This is a genomic window from Rhodanobacter ginsenosidimutans, from assembly GCF_042655685.1.
Taxonomy (GTDB): Bacteria; Pseudomonadota; Gammaproteobacteria; order Xanthomonadales; family Rhodanobacteraceae; genus Rhodanobacter; species Rhodanobacter ginsenosidimutans.
Genome location: NZ_JBHSMM010000007.1, coordinates 1 through 25170, shown reverse-complemented (window position 1 = coordinate 25170; position 25170 = coordinate 1). Strand labels below are relative to the sequence as shown.

Here is a 25170-nt window from a genome sequence, read left to right as displayed (position 1 = left end):
TGCCGCGCCCGGTGCTCAGCCCGACGCGGCGATCACGGCGACCAGAACGCGTCCAGCCGGGCATTCCCCGGCTCCAGCATGCCATCCAGATGCAATACCGCCAGCGCGCCCGGCGGCATGCCGCGGAAATCGTCCGAGCGGCCTTCCACCAACAGGGCCACCAGCCGCTCGATGCCGGGGTTGTGGCCCACCAGCATCACGGAACCAATATCGCCATGCTGGTCGAGCAGGGCCAGCAGCTCGCCCGGCGAGGCGTCGTAGATTTCCCCAGCCAGTTGCGGCACCGGCAGTGAATCCAGCGCGGTCAGCGCCAGTCGCGCGGTTTCGGTGGTGCGCCGCGCCGGCGAGCACAGCACGCGCTGCGGACGGATATTGTGGCTGGCCAGCCACAGCCCCGCCGCCTGGGCCTCCTGCTCACCGTGGCTGCTGAGCGGGCGCTGGCGATCGTCGCCGCTGGTTTCTATGGGGACAGCCTCGGCGTGCCGCAGCAGGATCAATTCGTGCATGAGTGACTCCGTGATGGTGGGGGCGTGTCGATCGATCCTGCTCCGAGGGTCATGGGTGGCGCTTGATCCAACGCAGCAATGCTTTCCAGTCCTGTTGGTGGTTGCGTACCTGCTCGGATTGGTAATCGAAAATGCCCTTGCCCAGCGCGCTCAGCAGCACGTAGGCCTGGCTGTCGCGCAGTTGCGCGGCGATCGGGAAAGGCGACTCCTCGGCCAGCCGCGTCAGCGCGTCCTGGCTGGCGTGGGTCCACGGCTTGAGCCGGTTGGCGACCAGCGCCACCGGCAACTTGCCGCGCTTGATGCGGTTGATGGCCTTGAGTTCGTCCAGGAAACGCAGCGTGGCGTCGAGGTCGAACGACGACGGCAACACCGGCACCAGCAGCACGTTGGCCAGTTCGAGATAGGGTTCGAGTTCACGCTCGCCGACGCCGGCGGGGGTGTCGATCAGCAATTGCTGCGTATCGTCCGGCACCCGCTGCAGCCCGCGGCGGCCGCCCTCCAGCGCCAGCACGCCGGGTACGTTGTCGGGTCGCAACTCGGCCCAGTGGAAACTGGAATGCTGCTTGTCGGCATCGACGATGGCGGTACGCTGCCCCGCCTGTGCCCAGTGTGACGCCAGTTGCGTCACCAGCGTGCTCTTGCCGCAACCACCCTTGCTGCATGCCACCAGCGTCGTAAGCATCGGTTGACCCTTGCCCCGGAAGGTGGATCAAGCCTAACCCGCGGAAGGGGTAAAGGGGAACGGGCGAGCGGAAAGCGATATTGAAGATGGCGAACCGGGGAGCCGGGAATGACAACGGCGTCGCACAACTCCACCATTCGCCCTGAGCGTAACCGTGCCAAGCCGTCAAACATCGAGGCTCGAAGGCACTGTGACGTCCTCTGCCCTTGGGGGGAGGACACAGGTTTGGTGTTTGCCGCGTTGTTGGTGGCTGGGTCGATGAACACAGAAGCCCGAGGGCACCGTGACCTCCTCTCCCCATTGGGGAGAGGACACAGGAGAGGGGCCGGTGCTTGCGGGAAGCGGCCCCTCAGCTCCCGGGTTTCCAGTCCGCTGGCGCTTCGGCGGCGATACTGGCGTTGCGCAGGGCGGCCAGCATCAGGCTCATTTCGCTGCCGCCGTTGCGGGCCAGGGTCAGCAGGTGCTGGGCCACGGCAGGGTCGGTTTGCGCGCGGGCGGAGAGGGCGGCGAAGTTCTGCACCTGCCACACGAGGTTGCGGCGGGCCTGGCGGGCGTCTTCCTGTTGCGCCGCATCGTCGGCCAGGGTTTCGCGCAGGTGCAGGCCCAGCGAGCGGGCCAGCGGGCTGGAGCCCCACTCCAGTACCTTGCCCAGTTTCAGGCAATCGGCCTTCAGCGCGGCATCGTCGGCCGCGCCTTCGCACAGCTTGGCGGCGGCCGGCAGGTTCGGTTGCGGTTGGGCGCGGGCGCTGCCGAACACCATCATCACCTGCAGGCCGGCGGCGCCGGCGGTGTCGTTGGGATCCAGCGTGGTGGCCGGTGGCGGCAGCACGGCGACGGTGCTGGCGAGGGCCTTCAGGCTGATGCCGGCGTAATCGTCATACAGCTTCGCGCCGGCGGCGCGTGCCAGATCCTGGCGTGCCGCGTCGTCGTGCAGCTGGCGCTGGTCGTCGCCGAGTTTGAGCAGCCAGACGGCGGCATTGTCGGGCGCCTTGGCCTGCAAGGCGCTCAGCGCCTCGCGGTTGGGGCAGGCATCCGCCTTGGCGTCGCAATCGGCCAGGCGCACCCAGTCGGTGGCCGGGCCCGCGTCCTGCGCCTGCGCCGCACGCTCGATCAACGCGTGGAAGCTGTTGTACTTGGGCTGGTTGGGCAGCGGTCGGGCCAGCAGGGCGGCACCGAGCAGCGGCAAGGCATCGGCGCGCGGCGCCAGCACGCTGACCAGATCGCGCTGGAAACCGGCCAGCGCCTTGTCGCGGGCCACATCGGCCTTGTGGTTTGTCGCGGGTTTTGGATGGCGAGCGGCCCACGCCGGCGCCGCCATCGTGGTCAATGCGCAAGCCAGCCATACATAGCGCAATCCGCGCATGATGCTCTCCAGACAAACAAAGTCCCCAGCTTAACGGCTGAATCTTAAGCGCGGCTGATCGCACGGTTTGCACGGCGAGCGCGCTTGCGCGAGGCTTGGCGGTACGAATATGGCCGTCTGTTCAGCGCGAAGGCGCAGCGGCAACCCAAAGGAGACCGCCGTGAGTCAATTTCCCACATGGGCCGACGGTGCGCCGTGGTTCGCCGGCTGGGGCACGCTGGCGTTGATCAACGCCGCCCTGGCACAAGGCAAGAACCGCAGCGGCCTGCTGTGGTTCCTGCTGTCACTGATACTCGGACCGCTGGCGACACTGGTGCTGGTGCTGCTGCCCAAAGTGCGATCAAAGATGTTCTGAAGGCACCCGCGGCCGGCTCATGCGTAGCCGTAATTGCCAAACCTCAGCGCCAGATCAAGCCGTAATACCCTCTCCCCTTGGGGAGAGGGTAGGGGAGAGGGGACACGCCGCGGGGAAGCCCCAGCGAAGCTGTCCACGACGCCGAAAAGCTGCGCCAACAGCTCCCCCGCAAGCACCGTCCCCTCTCCTGTGTCCTCTCCCCAAAGGGGAGAGGAGATTACGGCCCCGGCGGGCTTTTCCGTTTATCGATAAGGCAAGGACACGCCGCGGGAAAGCCCCGCTACTCCCCCAACTCCTCGCGCATGAACTCCGGCTGCGCCAGCGCGCCCTTGTGCACTTCGGCGTTGTAGTAGCGGGTGGGGAAGTTCTTGGCGGCGGCACCGCGCTCGCGGAAGCCGGACAGGTCGCCGCCCTTGCGCGCCATGGTGCAGCTCCACCAGCCGGTGGGGTAGCACGGCTGCGGGAACGGCAGCGTCTTCACCGCGCTGAAACCCGACGTGCGCATGGCCGAGCGCATCGACTTGATCAGATCCAGGTGCGCCAGTGGTGATTCGCTCTGCTGCACCAGCAGGCCGCCGTGGCGCAGCGCCTTGTAGCAGCTGGCGTAGAAGGCCACGTTGAACAGGCCCTCGGCCGGGCCCACCGGGTCGGTGGAGTCGACGATGATCAGGTCCAGCGAGTCGGGCTCGGCGTCGGCCATGTACTTGATGCCGTCGATGAACAGCAGCTCGGCGCGCGGGTCGTTGTTGGCCTCGCACAGCTCGGGGAAATACTCCTCCGCCAGGCGCGTCACGCGCTCGTCGATTTCCACCTGCACGGCATTCTCGACTTCCTCGTGCTTCAGCACCTCGCGCAGCGTGCCGCAGTCGCCGCCGCCGATGATCACCACGCGCTTGGCCCGCGCATGGGTGAACAGCGCCGGGTGGGTCATCATCTCGTGGTAGAAGAAGTTGTCGCGCGTGGTGAGCATCACGCAGCCATCGATCACCATCAGGTTGCCCCAGTCGGTGGTCTGGTAGATCTCGATGTTCTGGAACGGGGTCTTCTCCGCGTGCAGCAATTGCTCGGTGCGGAAACCGATGGAGGAACCGGAGGCCTGGTGGGCTTCGGTGAACCAGCTGAGCTGCTGCGACATGGCGGGTGTCCTGAAAACCGTGGGATGCAAGGCCGCTCATTGTAGCGGCAACGCCTGCGGGCCGCCGTGTCCCTATCGTCACGAGCCGCCATTACAATGGCCGCTGGCATCCGGGCGCAGAACGCGCTGGTGCCGACAAGCCCGATCGGCCCCGCGGCGTGCGAGGCTTCCGGTCGTACGGGCCTGGTGGCTACACCGAAGTACTCCGTCAAGGTCCGCCGCTGCGACGATCATCCGTGGAAACGTGGCCCGCGACGGTGGATGCCGTCAGCGCCGGCTGCACAGGAGATGACATCGATGGCGAAACAGTGGACTACCGACGACGCCCGCCACACCTACGCCGTGCCGCACTGGGGCGATGGCTACGTGGACGTGAGCGCCGACGGCGAGATGGTGATGCAGCCGCGCGGCCCCGGCGGCCCGGCGCTGTCGCTGCCGGCGATCGTGGAACGCGCCCGCGCCGACGGACTGCGGCTGCCGCTGCTGGTGCGTTTTCCCGACATCCTCGCCGACCGGCTGGCGCACATGCAGGCAGCGTTCGCCCAGGCGATTGCCGAGTACGACTACGCCGGTGGCTATACCGCCATCTACCCGATCAAGGTCAACCAGCAGCGCGGCGTGGCCGGCGAGCTGGTGGCCGCCGGCACCCACGGTTTCGGCCTGGAAGCGGGCTCCAAGCCCGAGCTGATGGCGGTGCTGGCGATGGCGCGGCCCGGTTCCATCGTGATCTGCAACGGCTACAAGGATCGCGAATACATCCGCCTGGCGCTGATCGGCAAGAAACTCGGCCTGCGCGTGCACATCGTGATCGAGAAACTGTCCGAGCTGGACCATGTCTTCAGCGAGGCCAAGGCGCTGGGCGTGGAGCCGCTGCTGGGCGTGCGCGTGCGCCTGGCCTCGATCGGCGCGGGCAAGTGGCAGAACACCGGCGGCGACAAGGGCAAGTTCGGGTTGTCGCCGAGCCAGGTGCTGACGCTGATCCAGCGGCTGGATGCGGCCGGGCTCAAACACACATTGAAGCTGCAGCACTTCCACATGGGCTCGCAGATCTCCAACGTGCGCGACATCGCCAACGGCATGCGCGAGGCCACGCGGTATTTCGTGGAGCTGAGCCGCATGGGCGTGCCGCTGGAGATCGTGGACGTGGGTGGCGGCCTGGGCGTGGATTACGACGGCTCGCGCTCGCGCAGCTACAACTCGATCAACTACTCGATCGAGCAATACGCCTCCACCATCGTGCAGTCGCTGTCCGAAGCCGCCGCGGCCGAGGGCCTGCCGGCGCCGCACATCCTCACCGAATCGGGCCGCGCCATGACCGCGCACCATGCGGTGATGGTGGTCAACGTGACCGAGGTCGAACAGGTGCCCGCCGGCACGATTCCACCCCCGGCGGCGGACGAGCCGATGGTGCTGCGCCACCTGCGCGAGATCTGGGCCGAACTCGATCACCGCCCGCCGCTGGAGCTGTTCCACGAAGCCCAGCACCACCTGGCCGAAGGCCAGACGCTGTACGCGCTGGGCCAGCTGGCGCTGGCCGACCGCGCGCGGCTGGACGAGATGTACTACGCGGTGGCCAACGCCGTGCGCACGCGCCTGCTGCCGGCCGAGCGCTCGCATCGCGGCGCGCTGGATGAGCTGGACGAGAAGCTGGTCGACAAGTATTTCGCCAATTTCTCGGTGTTCGAATCGATCCCCGACGTGTGGGCGATCGGCCAGATCTTCCCCATCGCGCCGATCGCGCGGCTGGACGAGGAGCCGACGCGTCGCGGCGTCATCGTCGACCTCACCTGCGACTCCGACGGCCGCATCGACCACTATGTCGATGCCGAGGGCGTCGACGTGAGCCTGGCGCTGCATGCGCTGAAAGACGACGAAAGCTACCGGCTGGGCATCTTCATGGTCGGCGCCTACCAGGAGACCCTGGGCGACATCCACAACCTCTTCGGCGACACCGACGCGGTGAACGTGCGAGTGGAAGGCGACGGCTTCGTGTTCGCCCACCAGCGCCGCGGCGACACCACCGACCTGATGCTCGATTACGTGGGCTACGATCTCGAAGCCCTGCGCCGCAGCTACCGCGAGCGCATCGCCGGTGCCGACGTGACCGGCGCCGAGGCCGATCAGCTCTACCGCATGCTCGATGGCGGCCTCACCGCATACACCTATCTGGCCGAAGACACGCATTGATCGCAAGCCCACGATTCACGCAACGCAGGAGCAACGCATGACAAGTCTCAATGGCAAGGTTGCATTGGTCACCGGCGCGGCCAGCGGTATCGGCAAGGCAATCGCGGAGGTGTACGCCGAACGTGGCGCGAAGGTGGCGATCGCGGACATCCGCCAGGAGGCGGCCGATGCCGTGGCCGCGCAGATCAACGCGGCCGGCGGCACCGCCATGGGTGTCGCGATGGACGTGACCGACGAGGCCTCCGTCGATGCCGGCACCGACCAGGTGGTGGCGGCATTTGGCCGTCTGGACGTCCTGGTTTCCAACGCCGGCGTGCAGATCATCAACCCGATCGACCAGTTCAGCTACGCCGACTGGAAGAAGGTCATGGCCATCCATCTCGATGGCGGTTTCCTCACCACCCGGGCCGCGCTGCGCCACATGTACCGCAAGGACGAACAGGGCCGGAGCCACGGCGGCATCGTGATCTACATGGGCTCGGTACATTCGCACGAAGCGTCGCGGCTGAAGGCGCCGTACGTGGCGGCCAAGCACGGCCTGCTGGGTTTGGCGCGCACGCTGGCCAAAGAGGGCGCGCCGCACAACGTGCGTTCGCACGTGATCTGTCCCGGTTTCGTGCGCACCCCGCTGGTGGAAAAGCAGATTCCCGAGCAGGCGAAGGAGCTGGGCATCAGCGAGGACCAGGTGGTCAGCGACGTGATGCTGAAGGACACCGTCGATGGCGTGTTCACCACCGTCGAGGACATCGCCCAGACGGCGCTGTTCCTGGCCACCTTCCCCAGCGCGGCGCTGACCGGCCAGTCGGTCGTGGTCAGCCACGGGTGGTTCATGCAGTGAGCAACCCGTCGCTGGCCGAGACGGTAGCCCGCGATTACCGCACCGTCGCGCTGGTGTTGCAGGGCGGCGGCGCGCTCGGTGCCTACCAGGCCGGCGTGTTCGAGGCGTTGGACGAGGCCGGCCTGCAACCGAACCGGCTGGCCGGCATCTCGATCGGCGCGCTGAACGCGGCGGTCATCGCCGGCAATGCGCCCGGACAGCGGGTGGAACGGCTGCGCGAATTCTGGGAGGCGATCTGCCGCCCGCCGCTGTGGCCGGATGTGCCGACGCTGCCGTGGTTCGATGCGGTCGCCTGGCCCACGGCATGGCTCAACGGCGTGAGCGGCCTGGCCGCGTGGCGCGCGATGACCGAGGGCCAGGCCGGCTTCTTCCATCCGCGCCAGCCACCGCCGTTCCTGGGCGCGCATGCCACGCCCGGCAGCGTGAGCTGGTACGACACCACGCCGCTGCGCGCCACGCTGGAGCGGCTGGTCGATTTCGATCGCCTCAACGATGCGCGCACGATGCATGTGGCGGTCGGCGCGGTGAACGTGCGCACGGGCAACTTCGCCTACTTCGACAACCGCCGCGAGCGCCTGCGGCCCGAGCATTTCATGGCCTCCGGCGCGCTGCCGCCGGGCTTTCCCGCGGTGGAGATCGACGGTGAGTTCTACTGGGATGGCGGCATGGTCTCCAACACGCCGCTGTACGAGGTGCTGAGCGAGCGCCCCGGTTGCGACACGCTGGTGTTCCAGGTCGATCTTTGGAGCGCCCGCGGCACGCCGCCACGCGACCTCGCCGACGTGGCCGAGCGCAGCAAGGAAATCCAGTACTCCAGCCGCACCCGCCTGGTCACGGAATTCATGCGGCGGACGCAGGAGCAGCGTCGCCTGCTGCATGACGTGATGGCGCTGGTGCCGGAGGACCGGCGCAACGACCCGGCGTACCGCCATGCCGAGGCGCGCGCCGCCGAGGCACTCACCAACGTGATCCACCTGATCTACCAGGACCGGCCGCACGAAGGCCACTTCAAGGATTACGAGTTCAGCGCCACCAGCATGCGCAGCCACTGGCAGAGCGGCCTGGACGACATGCGCCACACCCTGGCCCACCCGCACTGGCTGGCCGTGCCCGACCCGGAGCGCCCGTTCGTGACGCACGACGTGCATCGCAAAGGGGCTGGCTGAGCGGGTTCAGCTGTCGCGATGCACCTGCAAGCCGGCCGCTGACTGGTTGACAGGCATCACTTCGACCCGGTTGATGTTGAGGTGCGGGGGCAGGTTGGCGATCCACCAGATGGTGTCGGCGATGTCGCCTGCGGTGATCGGGTGGACGCCGGCATAGAGCTGGTCGGAGGCGGTCTGGTCACCGCCGGTGCGTACCAGGGTGAATTCGGTTTCGGCCATACCCGGCTCGATCGACGACACCCGCACGCCGGTGCCAAGCAGGTCCACGCGCAGGTTCTGCGAGAACTGGGTGACGAAGGCCTTGCTGCCGCCGTACACGTTGCCGCCGCGGTAGGCGTAACTGCCGGAAATCGAGCTGATGTTGACGATGGCGCCACGGCGTTCGATCAGTTGCGGCAACAGCAGGTGGGTGATCGTGACCAGCGCGGTGACGTTGGTGTCGATCATCTGCTTCCACTGCGCCAGGTCCGCCAGCTGCGCCGGCGCGGTGCCCAGCGCCAGGCCGGCGTTGTTGACCAGCAGGTCGATGTCGGCAAAGGCCGGCGGCAGCGCCGCATGCGCCGCGCGCATCGCGGCTTCGTCGCGCATGTCGAACGCGGCGATATGCACGTTTTCGGCACCGTGGCGGTCCACCAGTGGCTGCAGTCGCTCGGCGCGACGGCCGCTGGCGATCACCCGCCAGCCACCGGCCACGAAGCGTTCAACAGCCGCGGCGCCGAAGCCGGAGGTGGCGCCGGTGATCCATGCAGTCTTGGTTGTCATGAGCGAAAGCCTGGCAGAAACGTGAGACTCAGCGACCTTCCTTCAAGGCGATCGCATTGATACCCGCGCCGGCCAGCCGTTGCTTGGTTGATTCCAGGTCGGTGGCGGACGGGAACGGGCCCAGCCGGACCCGGTGGTAGGTCTGGCCGTTGACATTGACGGTCTGCACGTTGGCGATGAAACCCTGCATCGCCAGCTTGGCTTTCAGGGTCTCCGCGTCAGCGGCGTTGGGGAACGCGCCGACCTGCAACAGGTAACCGCTGCCCGCCGCCGCTGCGGCCGGAGGCGTGCTGCGCGGCGCGGCGACCACGTCTTCGCTGACCGCAGCCGGCGCATTCGGGTTGCTGACCGGCGCCGTGGCCACCGGCGTGGTGCCGGCCGCCGCTTGCTGCTGGGCCTGCGTGGCCGCCTGCTGTTTCTGCAACTGCTCGGCGCGCGCCTGGGCGCTGATTTCGGCATCGGGGATGCGCACTTCGCGCTCCGACAGCACCGAGTAGAAATCGTATTGCGGCTTTTTCGGCGCGTCGTCGTTGTTGCCCGTTTCGAGCAGGCCCGGTTCGCTGGCGTGCTTGGCGGTGGCCTGCGGATTGGCCTGCGGGCCCTCGGGTTTGTGCAGGCTGGTGAGCAGGCTGCCGCGCAGCATCATCACCATCAGCACGGCACCGACCAGCAAGCCGACGATCGCGTAGCCCCAGGCGGGGAAACCACCCTTTTTGTTGCGCACGGCCTGCCGGCCCTTGCCCTTGCGTGTTGCCATTACATCTTCTCCGGGGCGCCGAGGCCCAACAGGCCCAGGCCATTTTTCAAGACTTGTTGCGTGGCCACCACCAGCGCCAGGCGCGCGTTGCGCAGCGCGGCGTCCTCGACCAGGAACTGGTGCGAGTTGTAATAGGTGTGGAACGCGTTGGCCAGTTCGCGCAGCCAGCCGGCGACCAGGTGCGGCTCCAGGTTGAGCGCGGCGGTCTCCACGATTTCCGGGAACTTCGACAGCTCGGTCAGCAGGATCTGCTCGTGCTCGTTGTCCAGCCGCGCCAGCTGGGCGAGGCCGTCGGCGAGGTCGAAGCTGAAGCCCTTTTCCGGCGCCTGCCGCAGCACGCTGCAGACACGGGCGTGGGCGTACTGGATGTAATAGACCGGATTGTCGTTGCTCTGCGAGCGTGCCAGGTCGATGTCGAACACCAGCTGCGAATCGCTCTTGCGCGAGATCAGGAAGTAGCGCGTGGCGTCGCGGCCCACTTCGTCGATCAGGTCGCGCAAGGTGACGTAGCTGCCGGCGCGCTTGGAGATCTTCACCTCCTCGCCGCCGCGCATCACGGTCACCATCTGGTGCAGCACGTATTCGGGCCAGTTCTTCGGGATGCCCACGTTCAGCGCCTGCAGGCCGGCCTTCACCCGCGCCAGCGAGCCGTGATGGTCGGAGCCCAGCTCGGTGATGGCGCGCTCGTAGCCGCGCTGCCACTTGCTGAGGTGGTAGGCCACGTCGGGCAGGAAGTAGGTGTAGGTGCCGTCGGACTTGCGCATCACGCGGTCCTTGTCGTCTCCGAAATCGGTGGTGCGCAGCCACAGCGCGCCGCCCTCTTCATAGGTATGGCCGTGCGCCACCAGTTCGCGCACGGTTTCCTCGACCTTGCCGTCGCTATACAGCGAGGACTCCAGGAAGTACGTGTCGAAGCCCACGCCGAACGCCTGCAGATCCAGGTCCTGCTCGCGGCGCAGGCTGGCCACGGCGAAGCGGCGGATCGCATCGAGGTCGTCGACGTCGCCGTTGGCAGTGACGGTTTCGCCATCGGCGACCACCGCATCGCGATCGAGGAACGCCCGCGCCACGTCGGCGATGTAGTCGCCGCGGTAGCCGTTTTCCGGCCAGTTGCTGTCATCCGGCGTGACGCCGCGGGCGCGCGCCTGCACCGAGACGGCGAGGTTGGCGATCTGCACGCCGGCGTCGTTGTAGTAGAACTCGCGCCTCACGTTCCAGCCGGTGGCTTCAAGCAAGCGGCTGAGGCAATCGCCGATCGCCGCGGCGCGGCCGTGGCCCACGTGCAGCGGGCCGGTCGGGTTGGCCGAGACAAACTCCACGCCCACGGTCTTGCCGCCGCCGGCGCTGCGACCATAGGCGTCGGCTTCAGCCAGGATGCGCCGCAGTTCGGCGTGGTACGCGCTGGCGGCCAGGAAGAAGTTGATGAAACCCGGGCCGGCGATCTCCACCTTCGCCACCAGATCGTTCGCCGGCAGCGCCGCCACCAGCTTCTCGGCCAGCTCGCGCGGTTTGGCGCGTGCGGGCTTGGCCAGCAACATCGCCACGTTGCAGGCAAAATCGCCGTGTTCGCGGCTGCGCGCCCGCTCGATCACGAAGCCCGGCAGGGCCAGGTCGGCGGGAAGAGTGGCATCGTCCTGCAAGGCCTGAATTGCCTGCAAAATCAGTTCACGCAGCTGTTCTTTCACGGGCTTTCAATATCGTGATGGAACCGACAATCCTAGCAGACCGCCACCATCGGGCGGAGCCGATGCCGCAGCCGTGGTGCGGCGAGGCAATCACCTCGGGTTTTTGCTGCACTGCAGTGGACGGGCCTGTGGATAAGTCTGTGGGGAAAGCTTCGCCCGCTGGCGGGCCGCCGAAGCGGTGAGCCGGTCAATCCACGATTTTTTGGGAAAAGCCTTTGATAATCATCACGGTATATCGATAACCTGTGGTGAAGAGGGCGACATGACCGCCAAGTGACCGTTCCGCGGATTTGTGCATAAGTTTCGACGACTTGCCGCGCCTTGATGCACCCGGAATGCAGTAGTTGGCTGACGCCGGCAGCCGCGGCAGGGGTCCGCGGCACGGGATTGGCCAGGTCAGATCAGCCCGCGCGCGGCCATCGACACCGGCTCGCCGCTGCCGATCACCAGATGGTCCAGCACGCGTACGCCGATCAGGCGCAAGGCGTCGCGCAGCTCATGGGTGATCGCACGGTCGGCGGCGCTGGGCTCGGCCACGCCCGAGGGGTGGTTGTGGGCAAAGATCACCGCGCATGCATTGTGCTGCAGGCAGGCGCGAACCACCTCGCGCGGATGCACGCTGGCGCCGTCCACAGTGCCGCGGAACAGCTCCTCGAACGCCAGCACGCGGTGGCGGTTGTCCAGGTAGAGGCAGCCGAAAACTTCGTACGGCAGGTGGCGCAGGCGGGCGCGCAGGAAATCGCCGCTGTCGCGCGGGTTGCCCAGGCTGGGCCGCTCGTGCAGTTGCTCGGCCAGGCTGCGACGGGCCAGCTCCAGCGCGGCGGCGATGCGTGCCCGTTTGGCCGGCCCCAATCCACCGACCCGGATCGGATGATCGGGCCGCCCGAGCAGGGCGCCCAGGCTGCCGGCGCCGGCGATCAGTTCGCGGCCCAGCGCCAGCGCATCCTTGCCGCGGCTGCCGCTGCCCAGCAGCACCGCCAGCAACTCCGCGTCGGACAGCGCGCCGCTGCCGCGCGCCAGCAGTTTTTCACGGGGACGTTCGCCTTCGGGCCAGTCGCGGATACTCATCGTCATAGCGTGTCCGGCCGGCGATCGGGGCGATAGCAGACAGCCGGAATGATTCCGGTAAGCTAGGCGTCTGCCCGTCTGTCAGGCCCGCCTTACATGTCTCTTGCCCAACGCCGCATTCTGCTGGGAGTGTCCGGCGGCATCGCCGCCTACAAGTCCTGCGAGCTGGTACGCCGGCTACGCGATCTCGACGCCGAAGTGCGCGTGGTGATGACCGAAGCGGCCACCCATTTCGTCACCCCCACCACGTTCCAGGCGCTGTCCGGCCAGAGCGTGCGGGTCAGCGGCTGGGATGCGCAGGCGGAAGCGGCGATGGGCCATATCGAGCTGGCGCGCTGGGCCGAACGCATCCTCATCGCACCGGCCAGTGCCGACCTGCTGGCGCGGCTGGCGCACGGGCTGGCCGACGACCTGCTGTCCACCCTGTGCCTGGCCAGCGCCGCGCCGCTGTACCTGGCGCCGGCGATGAACCAGCAAATGTGGGCGCACGCGGCGGTGCAGGCCAACCTCGCCACGCTGCGTCAGCGCGGCGCGCATGTGCTGGGGCCGGCCAGCGGGGAGCAGGCCTGCGGCGACGTGGGATCCGGCCGGATGCTGGAGGCGCTGGAATTGCGCGATGCCCTGGTCGGTTCGTTCGGCAGCGGTGCGCTGGCGGGGCTGAAGATCATGGTGAGCGCCGGCCCCACGTTCGAAGACATCGACCCGGTGCGTTTCATCGGCAACCGCAGCTCCGGTCGCATGGGCTTCGCGGTGGCGCAGGCCGCCGCGCAACAAGGTGCGGAGGTCACCCTGGTCGCCGGGCCGGTCAGCTTGTGCACGCCACCGGGCGTGGCACGGCGGATCGACGTACGCAGCGCCGCGCAGATGCACGACGCCGTGTTGGCGGGCGCGAAACAGGCCGATATCTATATCGCGGCGGCGGCAGTGGGCGACTATCGCCCCAGCGAAGTCTCGCCGCGCAAACTGAAGAAGCAGGCCGGCGCGGACCTGTCGCTGCAGCTCAGGGAAAACCCGGACATCCTGGCCGCGCTGTCGGCGCAGGCCGCGCATCCCTTTCTGGTGGGTTTTGCCGCCGAAACCCACGACGTGGCGCACTACGCGCAAGGCAAGTTGAAGCGCAAGGGCCTGGACATGATCGCCGCCAACCAGGTCGGCGAGGGCCTCGGTTTCGAAACCGCCGACAACGCCATCAACCTGTATTGGGAGGGCGGCATGCTGGAACTGCCGCGCGCGGGCAAGGCCGAGCTGGCGCACCAGTTGCTGGCCTGCGTGGCCGAGCGCTACCGGGTCGCACGCGGATGAGCGCGCGCCCCGTCGTCGATATCGAACTGAAAATCCTGGACCCGCGCCTCGGCGACAGCATCGCCCTGCCCGAGGCGGCCACTGCCGGCAGCGCGGGCATGGATCTGCGCGCCGCGCTGGAGCAGCCGCTGACCCTGCAGCCGGGCGACAGCGCGCTGGTGCCCAGCGGCATCGCCATTCATATCGGCGACCCGGGCTGGTGCGCGGTGATCGTGCCGCGTTCGGGGCTGGGCCATAAACACGGCTTGGTGATGGGCAATCTGGTAGGAGTGATCGACGCCGACTACCAGGGGCCGTTGATGATTTCATGCTGGAACCGCGGCCATGCGCCGTACACCATCGAAGTCGGCGATCGCATCGCCCAGTTGCTGCTGCTGCCGGTGGCGCAGGCGCGGATGAACATCGTGTCCGCGTTTGCCCCGAGCCAGCGCGGCGACGGCGGTTTCGGTTCCACCGGCATCAATTGAGTGGCGGCCCGCGCCGCGGGCCACGCTGCGACAACCTGCGGGGGCGGGCAACAACGATGAAGATGGCGAAGGGGATGTCGTTCGACTGGCGTGGGCTGCTGCCGTTGGCGGCGGGCACGCTGCTGCTGCTGCTGGGATTGTTCTGCGGCTGGCAGGCGTGGTTGATCGCGGACGAGGGACAGGCGGCGGCACGCGTGCATGTCGCCCAGGATCAGGCGGTGAAAGCACTGGCGCAGGAGCTTGCCACGCAACGTGCCACGGTGACCGCTGCGGTGGCCACGCTGGATCCGGCCGTGGCCATGCAGGACCCGGCGCAGGCCACCGCCACGTTGCGCCAGCGTCTGCCCCAGGCGCAGGCGCTGGAGCTTTACAGCGGCACGCTCAATGAAGTGCTGCACGCCAATTACCGCGAATTCGGTTACGCCAAGGCGGCGCAGTTGATGTCGGCGCAAACAGCCGATGGCACGCCGCCGGCGCAAAGCGTGTCGCACGGCGGCAGTGATCGACGGCTCAGTCTCGTCGTGCCCCTGGGTGCCCCGGATCGGGCGCAGGGCTGGGCCTGGGTCGAGTTGCCTTTTGCGCCGTTGCGCCAGCGGCTGGATGCGATCGACCCGGCCGGCGGCCGCCTGGATCTGCGCCAGGGCGATGAGCGCGGCGACATGCGCCTGCTTTCCCACGGCGCCGCCTCGGCCGAAAGTGAAACGGGCGGCAAACCGGTGCCCGGAAGTGCGTTCAGCGTCGGCGCCGCCCTGCCGCGCGCATTCATCGTGCTGCCGCATTCGGTGCTGCTGGCCGCCTTGCTGGCCCTGTTCGGCCTGGGCGCGGGAGCGTTCCTGCTGTGGCGGCGCACGCGCTCGGTGGTCGAAATATCATCCGAACCCGAGGAGCCAGTAGTGCCCACAGAAATTCCCCAGATTGTCCGCGAGCCGGCGAAGGTGGCGGCCCCGCCGACAGCGCCGGCGCGGTCCGGCGGTGACGCCAGGGCTGCCGTGGATCCTTCCATTTTCCGCGCGTACGACATCCGCGGCATCGTCGGCAAAACCCTCAGCCGCGACGTGGCTTACCTGCTGGGCCAGGCGATTGGCAGCCTGATGCGGGAGCGGGATCTGCACGAGATCGTGGTCGGGCGCGACGGGCGGCTGTCCGGCCCCGAGCTGGCTGGTGCGTTGTCGGATGGTTTTCGCGCGGCCGGCATCGACGTGATCGACATCGGTGCGGTGCCCACGCCGGTGGTCTATTTCGCCACCTTCCACTTCGAAACCGGCTGCGGCGTGGCGGTAACTGGCAGCCACAATCCGCCCGACTACAACGGCTTCAAGATCATGGTCGGCGGCGAGACGCTGGCCGAGGATGCGATCCAGGACCTGTACCAGCGCATCGCCAGTGGCGCGCTGGTGGCCGATGGCCAGGGCGCTTATCGGCATGTGGACGTGGCCCCCGACTACATTGATCGGATCACCTCCGACGTGCAGGCCGAGCGCAGCCTGAAGGTCGTGGTCGACTGCGGCAACGGTATCCCCGGCGCGCTGGCGCCGCAGGTGCTGGAGGAGATCGGCTGCGAGGTGATTCCGTTGTATTGCGAGGTGGACGGCACCTTCCCCAACCATCATCCCGACCCGTCCGAGCCGTCCAATCTGCAGGACCTCATCGTCTCCGTGCAGAAGTCCGGCGCGGATCTGGGCGTGGCGTTCGACGGCGATGGCGACCGGCTCGGCGTGGTCACCCGCACCGGCGAAATCATCTATCCCGACCGCCTGCTGATGCTGTTTGCCCGCGATGTGCTGTCGCGCCAGCCCGGCGCCACGATCATCTACGACGTCAAATGCACCGGCCACCTGAAAGGCCAGATCCTGGATGCCGGCGGCAGCCCGCTGATGTGGCGCACCGGCCATTCGCTGATCAAGGCCAAGATCCGCGAGACCGACGCGGAACTGGCCGGCGAAATGAGCGGCCATTTCTTTTTCAAGGAGCGCTGGTTCGGCTTCGACGACGGCATCTACGCCGCCGCGCGGCTGCTGGAAATCATTGCCGGTGACGCGCTGGGGCGTTCGCCGGACGAGATCTTCGCCACCTTGCCCAAGGGCGTGTCGACCCCCGAGCTGAAGGTGGAAATGGTCGAGGGCCGCAACTACCGCTTCATGATGAATTTCCGCGCCAAGGCGGCTTTCGAAGGGGCCACGCTGATCACCATCGACGGCGTGCGCGCCGACTGGCCCGATGGCTGGGGCCTGGTGCGGGCGTCCAACACCACGCCGGTGCTCGTGCTGCGTTTCGACGCCGACAATGCCGCGGCGCTGCAACGGATACAGGACGTGTTCCGTGAGCAGATGCTGGCGGTCGATCCGTCGTTGCAGCTGCCGTTCTGATCCGCCTGCCGCCCGCCGTGGCTACGGTTCCGGCGGCGCGTCTTCGGCGGCCTTGAGCTCGCGATAGCGGGCCAGCTGCTTCGCCTGCGCGGCCACGGTGCTGTCACGCTCGGCCTGCTGCCGGGCCAGAGCATTGCGCTGCATTGCCACCACGTTGCGCTGCTTGGAAATGTTGTCCGCCATGAACTTGGGCACCGGCTGCTTGGCCTGCTCGAGTTCCGCGGCGCGGTCGAGCAGGCCGGTGAGCGCCTTCTCCTGGCTTTGCAGGTTGATCCGCGTGGTGCGGATCTGCTGGTCGAGGGCGTCGACCGTTTGCTGCAGGGACATCTTGTAGGAGGCCTCGTCCGGGTAGGCGCTCATCATCTGCGCCTCGGCGCGGGCGACATCCTGGCGCGCGCGCTCCTTCGCCGCGGCTTCCTTCGCCAGCTTGTTGGCCACCACGCGCTCGGCGGCGGTCAACTGGCGCGGCACCCGCTGCACCACCATGCCGCGATCGTTGACCACGTCGTAGCCGGCCTTCATCGCCTCGGCGGTGAGGCTGTCGCTGTAATGCGGCAGCCCCTGGGGGTCGACCCACTTGTAGCGGTTGCCATTGGCTTTCTGGGCGTGCGCGGCCACGCCAGCCAGCAACGTGCCCGCGATGATGACTGACAGAAACTTGCGCATGAATCCCCCCTTTGCGGGCCAGTATAGCGGTGGCGATTGCGCGGGCGGCGGTGGACAGGGGCCTCGCCGTCACGTTTTCGAGTACGAAGCGGCGGTTTCGCCACCGGCGGGTGGGTGCTTCGTTGGGATGCTTTCACAAACCTTGTGATGACGATTGCACGCCGTAGCGTTCGCGATAGCTCAGCAGACGGCCATGCTCGGCGGCCAGCTGCGGTTGTTCGCCCGCGTACGCCAGTACGTCGTCCAGGCTGGTGATCGCGATCACCGGGATGCCGTGGTCGGCGGCGACTTCCTGCGCGGCGGAGCGCTCGCCCTGGCCGCGCTCCTGCCGATCCAGCGCGATCAGCACGCCGGCGGGTGTGGCGCCTTGCGCCCGGATCAACGCCAGCGATTCGCGCACGGCGGTACCGGCGGTCATCACGTCGTCCACGATCAGCACGCGGCCTTTCAACGGCGCGCCCACCAGGGTGCCGCCTTCGCCGTGATCCTTCGCTTCCTTGCGGTTGTAGGCCCAGGGCAGATCGCGCCGATGCTGGTCTGCCAGCGCGATGGCGGTGGCGGCAGCCAGGGCAATGCCCTTGTAGGCGGGGCCGAACAGCATGTCGACCTGAAGCCCCGAATTCACCAGGGCATTGGCGTAGGCGCGGCCGAGCTGGGCCAGCGCGGCACCGGAATCGATCCGGCCCATGTTGAAGAAGTAAGGGCTGAGGCGGCCTGATTTCAGGGTGAATTCGCCAAAGCGCAGCACGTCGCGCGCCAGGGTGAGTTCGATGAAGTCGCGCTGGTAATCGTGCACGGGCGGTCTCGCGGCAGGAGGGTCAGGGGAGGGCGCGCAGCAACAGTTGCTGTGGCCCGCAACGGCCGCCATGGTAGCGCGCGCCGCCGTCGACGAAGCCGGCGCGTTGGTAGATCCGGGTGGCGGCGCGGTTGTCGCAGTCGACGGTGAGCACCAGCAGCCGCGTGGCCGGATGGCGCACGGCCAGATCCTCCAGCAGCAGGGCGACGGCGCGCGCGCCCAGCCCGCGGCCCTGCCAGTCGGCATCCACGAACAGCGAGCGCAACCCGCGCGCCGGCTGCGCGAAATCGCGGCCGGCCACGCTGCGGGCGCTCGCGTCGATGCGGTAGTAACCGATGGGCGCGTCGCCGCGCATGATCGCCATCGGCTCACTGCCCGGGCATTGCGTCACGTCGGCAAGCAGGTCGGCCATGCTGCCGACGCGATCGCGTTGTGCCGGCCGCACACGCAGGCGCAGCAGTGCGCGATGCAGCGACGGTTCCACCGGCACCACGCGCAGGGCGTCCGGTGGCGTTGCCGCGGCGTCACGGTTGTTATGATCGGGGATCACTTTCGGGAGATTCCATGCGCATCATCAGCCTCAACGCCAACGGTATCCGTTCGGCCGCCAGCAAGGGCGTGTTCGAATGGTTGCGCGACCAGAACGCCGATGTGGTGTGCCTGCAGGAAACCAAGGCGCAGGAGCATCAACTGACCGATCCCATGTTTCGCCCCGACGGCCATCATTGCTTCTACCGCGACGCCAGCAGCAAAAAAGGCTACAGCGGCGTGGCGATCTACGCCAGGCGCGAACCGGACGAGGTGCTGACCTCGCTGGGCTGGGATGAATTCGACAACGAGGGTCGCTACATCGAGGCGCGGTTCGGCAACCTGTCGGTCGTGTCGCTGTACTTTCCGTCAGGCTCCTCCGGCGATGAACGGCAGCAGTTCAAGTTCAAGGCGATGGAGTGGATCACGCCGATCTTCGACGCGTGGCTGAAGAGCGGCCGCGACTACGTGATCTGCGGCGACTGGAACATCGTGCATACCAAGAACGACATCAAGAACTGGAGCTCCAACCAGAAGAATTCCGGCTGCCTGCCGCAGGAACGCGCGTGGCTGGATCTGTTGTTCCTGCAGCGCGGCTGGGTGGACAGCTTCCGCTCGATCCGGCCCGAGGCGGTGGAATACACCTGGTGGTCCAACCGCGGCCAGGCGCGCGCCAACAACGTGGGTTGGCGCATCGACTACCAGGTGTGCACGCCGTCGCTGCGCGAGCGGCTGCTGGATTGCTCGATCTACCGCGACCAGCGCTTCTCCGATCACGCGCCGTATATCGTCGACTACGCTGACTGATCAAGCCGGTTGATTGGGCTGGCCAGTCAGGCCGAGGCGCGAACGTCGACCTCGGCGATGGCGCGATCGACCAGGCCGCGGTGCATCATCCAGGCGAACAATGCCACGCCCGGCAGCGCGACGATGGTCGTCATGAGATAAAAATCCACGTAGCCCATGCTCTGGATCAGGCCGCCGGCCGTGGTGCCGGTCACCAGCCGGCCCACCACGGACGCGGCAGCGGACAGCAGCGCGTATTGCGACGCCGTGTAGGAGAGGTTGCACAGCGCCGACAGGTACGCCACCACGACCACGCCACCGATGCCGCTGGCGATGTTTTCAAAGCCGATCGTGAACGCCAGCATGTCGTTGTTGTGGCCCATGTGCGCCAGTACGGCAAACGACAGGTTCGACACCGCCATCAACACCAGGCTCAACAGCACCGCGCGCTTCATCCCCAGCCGCACGTACAGCATGCCGCCGATGAAGATACCGATAAGGTAGGCGACAAAACCGAAGCCCACGTCGTAAGTGGCGATTTCCTCGTTGCTGAAGTGCAGGTCCTGCAGCAGCAGGCGCACCGTGAGGTTGGCCAGCGTGTCGCCAATCTTGTGGATCAGCACGAACAGCAGCACCAGCCACGCGCCGCTGCGGCGGAAAAATTCCGCCAGCGGCCCCACTGCCGACGACAGCGCCACACCCAGGCCCTTCACCGGAATGGGGTCCCGGTGGCGGGCCGGCTCGCCCAGCCAGAAACCCACGAACACGGCCGGCAGCACCAGGAAAGCGCACAACGTATACGCCAGCGCCCAGCCCGATGACGCGGCCACCAGCAGCGCGATGGCGCCGGCGCTCACCGAACCGATGCGCCAGCCGTACTGCGACATGCCGGAGCCGACGCCCAATTGCCGTGGTTGCAGTATCTCGATCCGGTAGGCGTCGATCACGATGTCGAACGTGGCGCCGGCCACGCCGACCAGCACGGCCGCCAGCGCCACCGTCTCAAGACTGGCCTGCGGGCTGACCACACCCAGAAAAACCACCGATGCCGCCACCGCCAGCGCCGCCAGCCACAGCCACGAGCGGCGTTGGCCGTACCTGCCCAGCAACGGCAGACGCGCCCGATCCACCACCGGCGCCCACAGGAATTTCAGGTTGTAGACCAGAAACGCCAGTGAAAACGCAGTCACGCTGCGCTTGTCGATACCGTCCTGGGCCAGCCTCGTGGTCAAGGTGGCACCGATCATGGCGTACGGAAAACCGGACGAGATCCCCAGCAGCAACGCGCCGATCGGCGCAGGCTCCAGATAGGGTTTGAGCGAGGCGAGAATGCCCGGGGAGCCGCGCGATGCTGTGGTGGTCATGGGCCTATGCTAACCAGCTGGCGCGTCGTTGACGGGCGCCGCGTGCAACGCGCCCAATACCCGCAGCCCGCGTGCGCCGGTAACCGCCGGCAGGTTGCCGGGTAGCCCCAGTACGCGCTGCCGCGCCAGCCAGGCAAAGGCGGTGGCTTCCAGGTAATCCGGATCGACACCTTCGCGCGCGGTGCTGAAAAACGCACGCGGCGCCAGCAACTCGGCCAAGCGATGCATCAGTGCGCCGTTATGCACGCCGCCGCCACAGGCCAGCACTTCGCCGGCGCTCGCGGCACGACGGTCGATCGCCGTCACCACGCTGCGCGCGGACAGCTCCAGCAACGTTGCCTGCACGTCGGCGGGGTCGATCGCTGCCTGTTGCAGATGGCCGTCCAGCCACGCCAGGTGGAAATACTCGCGTCCCGTACTCTTGGGCGGCGCCAGCGCGAAATAGGGATCATCGAGCAATGCCTGCAACAGTGCCGGGTGGACGCGGCCACTGGCGGCGAATGCGCCGTCACGATCATAGGCTTCGCCGCGGTGACGCTGGCACCAGGCGTCCAGCAGGCCGTTGGCGGGGCCGGTATCGAAGCCAAGAACGCTACCGTCGGCGCCGAGCACGGTGATGTTGGCAATGCCGCCCAGGTTCAACACGACGCGTGCGCGGCCGGGGCGTCCCAGCAACATCACGTGCACGGCCGGCAGCAAGGGCGCGCCCTGGCCACCGGCAGCCACGTCGGCGCGACGAAAGTCGGCCACCACATCGATGCCGCAACGCTCGGCAATGACGGTGGGGTCTCCCAGTTGCAGCGTGAAAGGGTGGGGGCCGGAGGGCCGATGCCGCATGGTCTGGCCGTGCGATCCGATCGCCCGGACATCACTAGCCGCGGTGCCGCTGTGCTGCAGAAGCGCCAGTGCGGCATCGGCGAAACAGTGCCCGATCCGGACGTCGAGACGTCCAAACGTATCCAGGTCCAGGGGTTCGTTGCCTTGCGCCAGCGCCAGAATCTGCGCACGCAAGTCCGCGGGCCACGGCAGATTGTGTGCCGCCTGCAGATGGGGTTTGCCTTCTGAAAAACGGACCAGCGCCGCGTCGATGCCATCGGCGCTGGTACCCGACATCAGGCCCAGGTAAAGGGCCTTCTCGCTATCCATGGGGCGTCGCAGGTCAGCTGTCGGAGTTGCGGGTGGGTTTGTCGCTGCGCGCCAGCCGCATGCGCGAATCAAGCGCTTCCAGGCGAGCCAGCTGGGGCTTGACGACCTGTGCCTTGAATTTGGCCAGCTGCGCGGCAGGCAACGGCTCGGGTTGCGGCAGGGTCACGGTTTGCGGATTGCGCTGCACGCCGTTGACGCGGAATTCGTAGTGAAGATGCGGGCCGGTGGCCAGCCCGGTCATGCCGACGTAGCCGATCACTTCGCCCTGGCGCACGTGTTCGCCCACGTGCTGACCCTTCACGAAACGCGACATGTGGCCATACGCGGTACTGATGGTCTTGCTGTGCTGGACCACCACGAAGTTGCCGTAACCGCGCTCCCAGCCGTGGTACTTGATCACGCCATCGCCCGCAGCGTGGATGGGCGTCCCGCTGGGTGCGGCGTAGTCGACGCCTTTATGCGCGCGCATGCGGCCAAGGACCGGGTGCATGCGTGCGGTGGTGAACTTGGACGAGATGCGGGTGAAATCCACCGGAATGCGCAGGAAGGATTTCTCGATCGGCCGCCCGTCTTCGCTGAACCAGCCGAACTCGCCACTGGCCTTCTTGAACCGGTAGGCAGTGTAGCGCTTGCCCTGGTTGACGAATTCCGCGGCAATGATGTCGCCGTGGCCGTAGCGCTGGCCATCGCGGTAGACGTCATCGTAAATCACGGTGAAGCGGTCGCCCGCGCGCAGGTCCTGCACGAAATCGATGTCGTACTTGAACAGGTTGGCGAGCTTGCCGACCATCGCGGCGTCCATGCCGGCCTGGCTAGCCGAGGCATAGAGACTGCTGCTGATGACGCCATGGGCGATCTGCTCGCGCACGTCCATGTCGCGCTTCTGGATGGCCAGCGTGGGCTGCACGCCATCGAATCGAATGGTTGCGCGGCTGGATGCGTCTTTTTCGAAACGGAAGCCGTCGAGGCTGCCGTCGTTATCCAGCAGAAAATCGAATTCCTGCCCCGGCCGGATGCTGTGCAGCGCGCTGCTGGCGCCGCCGGCGGCGTCCATCACCGTTTGCAGGTCACTCATGCTGAGGCCGCGGTCGGCGAAGATGTCCGACAGCGTCTGCCCGGGTTGTACGCGCACGGATTGCCAGTTGTCCTGTTCCGGCGCGGCGATGCGGGGCGTGATTTCGGGTACGGCGAGCGGCAGCAGCGCGTGAACTTCAGGCAGTGGCGACGGGCGCATCGCACTGGCCCAGGCGGGCATGATGAAGCCGGAAAGCAAGGTGATCAGCATGGCCGTTCCGGCCAGCACCCAGCGTTCCCGGTGCCACGAAATCGGTTCCACTTCACCGCTGCGGTTGAACGACCAATGCGCACAGCGCTCGTAGAAGTGGGAATGCCGCTGCTGTGCCTTTCGGCAAATGGCTTGCCTGCGCGCGAGACGCGCCCCCCGATTGTCTTCTGCCATGCCGTGCGCCCCGCGGTACAAAGTAACAAACTGCGCGTACCATAGCGGCCATGTGTAAATGGCGTCAACGCCTTTCCCATCAAGGGTTTGCGCGACATTTCTGGTTAACGCACAATTAACGCGAGCAGCACGGTCGGCGACGACTGCGGCTTGCCCCCAACGATCCATCAGAGAGGAATACATGAGCGAGCTGGAGCAGGCGCTGGCCACGATTGCGCGTGGCGCGGATGAAATCATCAAACGGGAGGATCTGGCCGAACGGCTGAAAAGCGGGCGTCCGCTGCGGATCAAGGCCGGCTTCGATCCCACGGCACCGGACCTGCATCTGGGTCATACCGTCTTGCTGAACAAGATGCGGCAGTTTCAGGACCTGGGCCACCAGGTGATCTTCCTGATCGGCGACTTCACCGGAATGATCGGCGACCCCACCGGCAAGAACGTCACCCGCAAGCCGCTGACCCGTGAAGACGTGCTGGCCAACGCCGAGACCTACGCCGAACAGGTCTACAAGGTGCTCGATCGGGAGAAGACCGAGCTGCGGTTCAATTCCGAATGGTTCGGCCAGATGTCGGCCGCCGACATGATCAAGCTCGCCGCGCAGCACACGGTGGCGCGCATGCTGGAGCGTGACGACTTCACCAAGCGCTACGCCGCTCAGCAACCGATCGCCATCCACGAATTCCTCTATCCCCTGGTACAGGGCTATGACTCGGTGGCGCTGAAAGCCGATGTCGAGCTCGGCGGCACCGACCAGAAATTCAACCTGTTGATGGGGCGCGCGCTGCAGGAACACCACGGCCAGTCGCCGCAGATCGTGTTGACGATGCCGCTGCTCGAAGGCCTCGATGGCGTCAACAAGATGTCCAAGTCACTGGGCAACTACATAGGCATCGACGAGCCGGCCATCGACATGGTCACCAAGACCATGAAGATCGGCGACGAGCTGATGTGGCGGTGGTTCGAGCTGCTGAGCTTCGATGTGTCACTGGATGAGCTGGTGCGGATGAAGAGCGATATCGCCAGCGGCGCGCTCAATCCGCGTGATGCGAAGTTGCGCCTGGCTCGCGAACTGGCCACGCGTTTCCATGGTGCAGCAGCGGCGGAACAGGCCATTGCCGGCTGGCACGCGGTTGTGCGCGGCGAAGGCGATACATCGTTGCTGCCCCAGACCGAGTTGTCCGTGCCCGCCGAGGGTCTGCGCCTGGCAGCGCTGCTCACGGCGGCAGGCCTGACCGCCAGCAACTCCGAGGCCAGCCGTAAGCTTAAGGAGCGCGCCGTGCGCATCGACGCCGAGGTGGTTGAGGATGCGCAGCGCTCCTTCGAGCCAGGTTTCGAAGGCGTACTGCAGGTAGGCAAGCGAAATTTCGCCCGGGTGAAGCTCGTTCAGGCCTGACAACCACGCCACCCGGGCTCGTCGGGTGCGTGAAGCTTGCGTGATTGGAAAGAAATATTTTCAGCCACACCAATGGCTTGCCGAACATTTCCGCTATTTCTCTCAACAATCGCTTGCCAAATTTCATCCAGCTCGTATTATTCGCGTCCCGCAGTCGCCCAACGTCGCAAGACGGACCGCCGGGACCTCGAAAAAAGCTTCAACGAGGGTGTTGACGGTAAGGAAAAGCGATGTAGAATGGGCGGCTCACCTAGGACGAAACGTCTTGGGGCGGTACCGGGAAAACCGGTGCCAAGCGAACGATCTTTGACAGTGTGCGCAGGTGAATTGTGTGGACGTCTTGTGTTGAATGGGTCACGACCTGTCCAAGCAATGCAAGCGTCCCACCAAGAA

General features: G+C 66.8%; 23 protein-coding genes. 9 read left to right on the top strand and 14 right to left on the bottom strand.

What is annotated here, in order from left to right; all coding sequences use genetic code 11:
* Positions 1–32: 32 nt before the first annotated feature.
* The 3 genes from ACFPK0_RS16225 to ACFPK0_RS16215 form a co-directional block, all read right to left on the bottom strand.
* Complete coding sequence (locus ACFPK0_RS16225) at positions 33–506, bottom strand: SixA phosphatase family protein (protein ID WP_377342204.1); 474 nt, start codon at positions 504–506, stop codon at positions 33–35.
* 49 nt (positions 507–555) lie between these two features.
* Complete coding sequence (locus ACFPK0_RS16220) at positions 556–1188, bottom strand: ParA family protein (protein WP_056083852.1); 633 nt, start codon at positions 1186–1188, stop codon at positions 556–558.
* Between the two features lie 349 nt (positions 1189–1537).
* Positions 1538–2551 carry a hypothetical protein gene (locus ACFPK0_RS16215; RefSeq protein WP_377342202.1) on the bottom strand — a complete coding sequence of 338 codons (1014 nt, stop codon included), beginning with the start codon at positions 2549–2551 and terminating at the stop codon, positions 1538–1540.
* A gap of 160 nt (positions 2552–2711) precedes the next feature.
* Here ACFPK0_RS16215 and ACFPK0_RS16210 point away from each other — a divergent pair, with 160 nt between their 5' ends.
* Complete coding sequence (locus ACFPK0_RS16210; RefSeq protein ID WP_056083858.1) at positions 2712–2906, top strand: hypothetical protein; 195 nt, start codon at positions 2712–2714, stop codon at positions 2904–2906.
* A gap of 280 nt (positions 2907–3186) precedes the next feature.
* Here the strand turns inward: ACFPK0_RS16210 and speE are convergent, their stop codons facing one another.
* Entirely contained in the window at positions 3187–4041 is an 855-nt protein-coding gene (speE, locus tag ACFPK0_RS16205; protein WP_056083861.1) for a polyamine aminopropyltransferase, read from the bottom strand.
* A 297-nt stretch (positions 4042–4338) separates the two neighbouring features.
* On the opposite strand from speE, the gene speA reads away from it, so the two are divergent.
* Genes speA through ACFPK0_RS16190 form a run of 3 tightly spaced genes read left to right on the top strand, consistent with a single transcriptional unit; the run spans position 4339 to position 8232 of the window.
* The gene (speA, locus tag ACFPK0_RS16200) at positions 4339–6228 is read left to right on the top strand and encodes a biosynthetic arginine decarboxylase (protein ID WP_377342199.1); all 1890 of its coding nucleotides are present in this window, start codon (positions 4339–4341) and stop codon (positions 6226–6228) included.
* Positions 6229–6265: 37 nt separating this feature from the next.
* The gene (locus tag ACFPK0_RS16195) at positions 6266–7066 is read left to right on the top strand and encodes a 3-hydroxybutyrate dehydrogenase (RefSeq protein ID WP_377342197.1); all 801 of its coding nucleotides are present in this window, start codon (positions 6266–6268) and stop codon (positions 7064–7066) included.
* Positions 7063–8232: a DUF3734 domain-containing protein gene (locus ACFPK0_RS16190; RefSeq protein ID WP_056607340.1), complete on the top strand. Its 1170-nt coding sequence runs from the start codon at positions 7063–7065 to the stop codon at positions 8230–8232. Before ACFPK0_RS16195 ends, ACFPK0_RS16190 begins: the two co-directional genes overlap by 4 nt.
* Before the next feature lie 6 nt (positions 8233–8238).
* Here ACFPK0_RS16190 and ACFPK0_RS16185 read toward each other — a convergent pair whose 3' ends face one another.
* The 4 genes from ACFPK0_RS16185 to radC form a co-directional block, all read right to left on the bottom strand.
* The gene (locus ACFPK0_RS16185) at positions 8239–8994 is read right to left on the bottom strand and encodes an SDR family NAD(P)-dependent oxidoreductase (protein ID WP_377342194.1); all 756 of its coding nucleotides are present in this window, start codon (positions 8992–8994) and stop codon (positions 8239–8241) included.
* A gap of 28 nt (positions 8995–9022) precedes the next feature.
* Positions 9023–9751, bottom strand: coding sequence for an SPOR domain-containing protein (locus ACFPK0_RS16180; protein WP_056083871.1), 729 nt, complete (start codon positions 9749–9751; stop codon positions 9023–9025).
* Entirely contained in the window at positions 9751–11436 is a 1686-nt protein-coding gene (argS, locus tag ACFPK0_RS16175) for an arginine--tRNA ligase (protein ID WP_377342192.1), read from the bottom strand. The genes ACFPK0_RS16180 and argS overlap by 1 nt, the downstream gene beginning before the upstream one ends.
* A gap of 396 nt (positions 11437–11832) precedes the next feature.
* Positions 11833–12504, bottom strand: coding sequence for a RadC family protein (radC, locus tag ACFPK0_RS16170; RefSeq protein WP_056083877.1), 672 nt, complete (start codon positions 12502–12504; stop codon positions 11833–11835).
* Positions 12505–12600: 96 nt separating this feature from the next.
* Here radC and coaBC point away from each other — a divergent pair, with 96 nt between their 5' ends.
* The 3 genes from coaBC to ACFPK0_RS16155 are packed head-to-tail and all read left to right on the top strand — an operon-like array spanning position 12601 to position 16639.
* Positions 12601–13806 carry a bifunctional phosphopantothenoylcysteine decarboxylase/phosphopantothenate--cysteine ligase CoaBC gene (coaBC, locus tag ACFPK0_RS16165; protein ID WP_056607348.1) on the top strand — a complete coding sequence of 402 codons (1206 nt, stop codon included), beginning with the start codon at positions 12601–12603 and terminating at the stop codon, positions 13804–13806.
* Positions 13803–14273: a dUTP diphosphatase gene (dut, locus tag ACFPK0_RS16160; RefSeq protein WP_056083883.1), complete on the top strand. Its 471-nt coding sequence runs from the start codon at positions 13803–13805 to the stop codon at positions 14271–14273. Before coaBC ends, dut begins: the two co-directional genes overlap by 4 nt.
* Before the next feature lie 56 nt (positions 14274–14329).
* Entirely contained in the window at positions 14330–16639 is a 2310-nt protein-coding gene (locus ACFPK0_RS16155) for a phosphomannomutase/phosphoglucomutase (protein WP_056607350.1), read from the top strand.
* Between the two features lie 21 nt (positions 16640–16660).
* On the opposite strand, the gene ACFPK0_RS16150 is transcribed toward ACFPK0_RS16155, so the two are convergent.
* The 3 genes from ACFPK0_RS16150 to ACFPK0_RS16140 form a co-directional block, all read right to left on the bottom strand.
* A complete protein-coding gene (locus ACFPK0_RS16150; RefSeq protein WP_056083889.1) occupies positions 16661–17305 on the bottom strand; it encodes a DUF4124 domain-containing protein in 645 nt (214 codons plus the stop codon).
* A 133-nt stretch (positions 17306–17438) separates the two neighbouring features.
* Positions 17439–18101: an orotate phosphoribosyltransferase gene (gene pyrE / locus ACFPK0_RS16145; protein ID WP_377342189.1), complete on the bottom strand. Its 663-nt coding sequence runs from the start codon at positions 18099–18101 to the stop codon at positions 17439–17441.
* Positions 18102–18123: 22 nt separating this feature from the next.
* Positions 18124–18651 carry a GNAT family N-acetyltransferase gene (locus tag ACFPK0_RS16140; protein WP_377342186.1) on the bottom strand — a complete coding sequence of 176 codons (528 nt, stop codon included), beginning with the start codon at positions 18649–18651 and terminating at the stop codon, positions 18124–18126.
* Positions 18652–18665: 14 nt separating this feature from the next.
* Here ACFPK0_RS16140 and ACFPK0_RS16135 point away from each other — a divergent pair, with 14 nt between their 5' ends.
* Positions 18666–19436 (top strand): exodeoxyribonuclease III, encoded by a 771-nt coding sequence (locus ACFPK0_RS16135; protein ID WP_056083898.1) that lies wholly within the window; start codon positions 18666–18668, stop codon positions 19434–19436.
* 26 nt (positions 19437–19462) lie between these two features.
* On the opposite strand, the gene ACFPK0_RS16130 is transcribed toward ACFPK0_RS16135, so the two are convergent.
* Genes ACFPK0_RS16130 through ACFPK0_RS16120 form a run of 3 tightly spaced genes read right to left on the bottom strand, consistent with a single transcriptional unit; the run spans position 19463 to position 23384 of the window.
* Positions 19463–20779: an AmpG family muropeptide MFS transporter gene (locus ACFPK0_RS16130; protein ID WP_377342184.1), complete on the bottom strand. Its 1317-nt coding sequence runs from the start codon at positions 20777–20779 to the stop codon at positions 19463–19465.
* A 9-nt stretch (positions 20780–20788) separates the two neighbouring features.
* Entirely contained in the window at positions 20789–21925 is a 1137-nt protein-coding gene (locus ACFPK0_RS16125) for an anhydro-N-acetylmuramic acid kinase (RefSeq protein ID WP_377342182.1), read from the bottom strand.
* 13 nt (positions 21926–21938) lie between these two features.
* Complete coding sequence (locus tag ACFPK0_RS16120; RefSeq protein ID WP_377342180.1) at positions 21939–23384, bottom strand: OapA family protein; 1446 nt, start codon at positions 23382–23384, stop codon at positions 21939–21941.
* Positions 23385–23565: 181 nt separating this feature from the next.
* Between ACFPK0_RS16120 and tyrS the strand changes: the two genes are divergently transcribed.
* Positions 23566–24777, top strand: a complete 1212-nt coding sequence (tyrS, locus tag ACFPK0_RS16115; RefSeq protein WP_377342370.1) for a tyrosine--tRNA ligase — start codon at positions 23566–23568, stop codon at positions 24775–24777.
* The last annotated feature ends 393 nt before the right edge of the window (positions 24778–25170 follow it).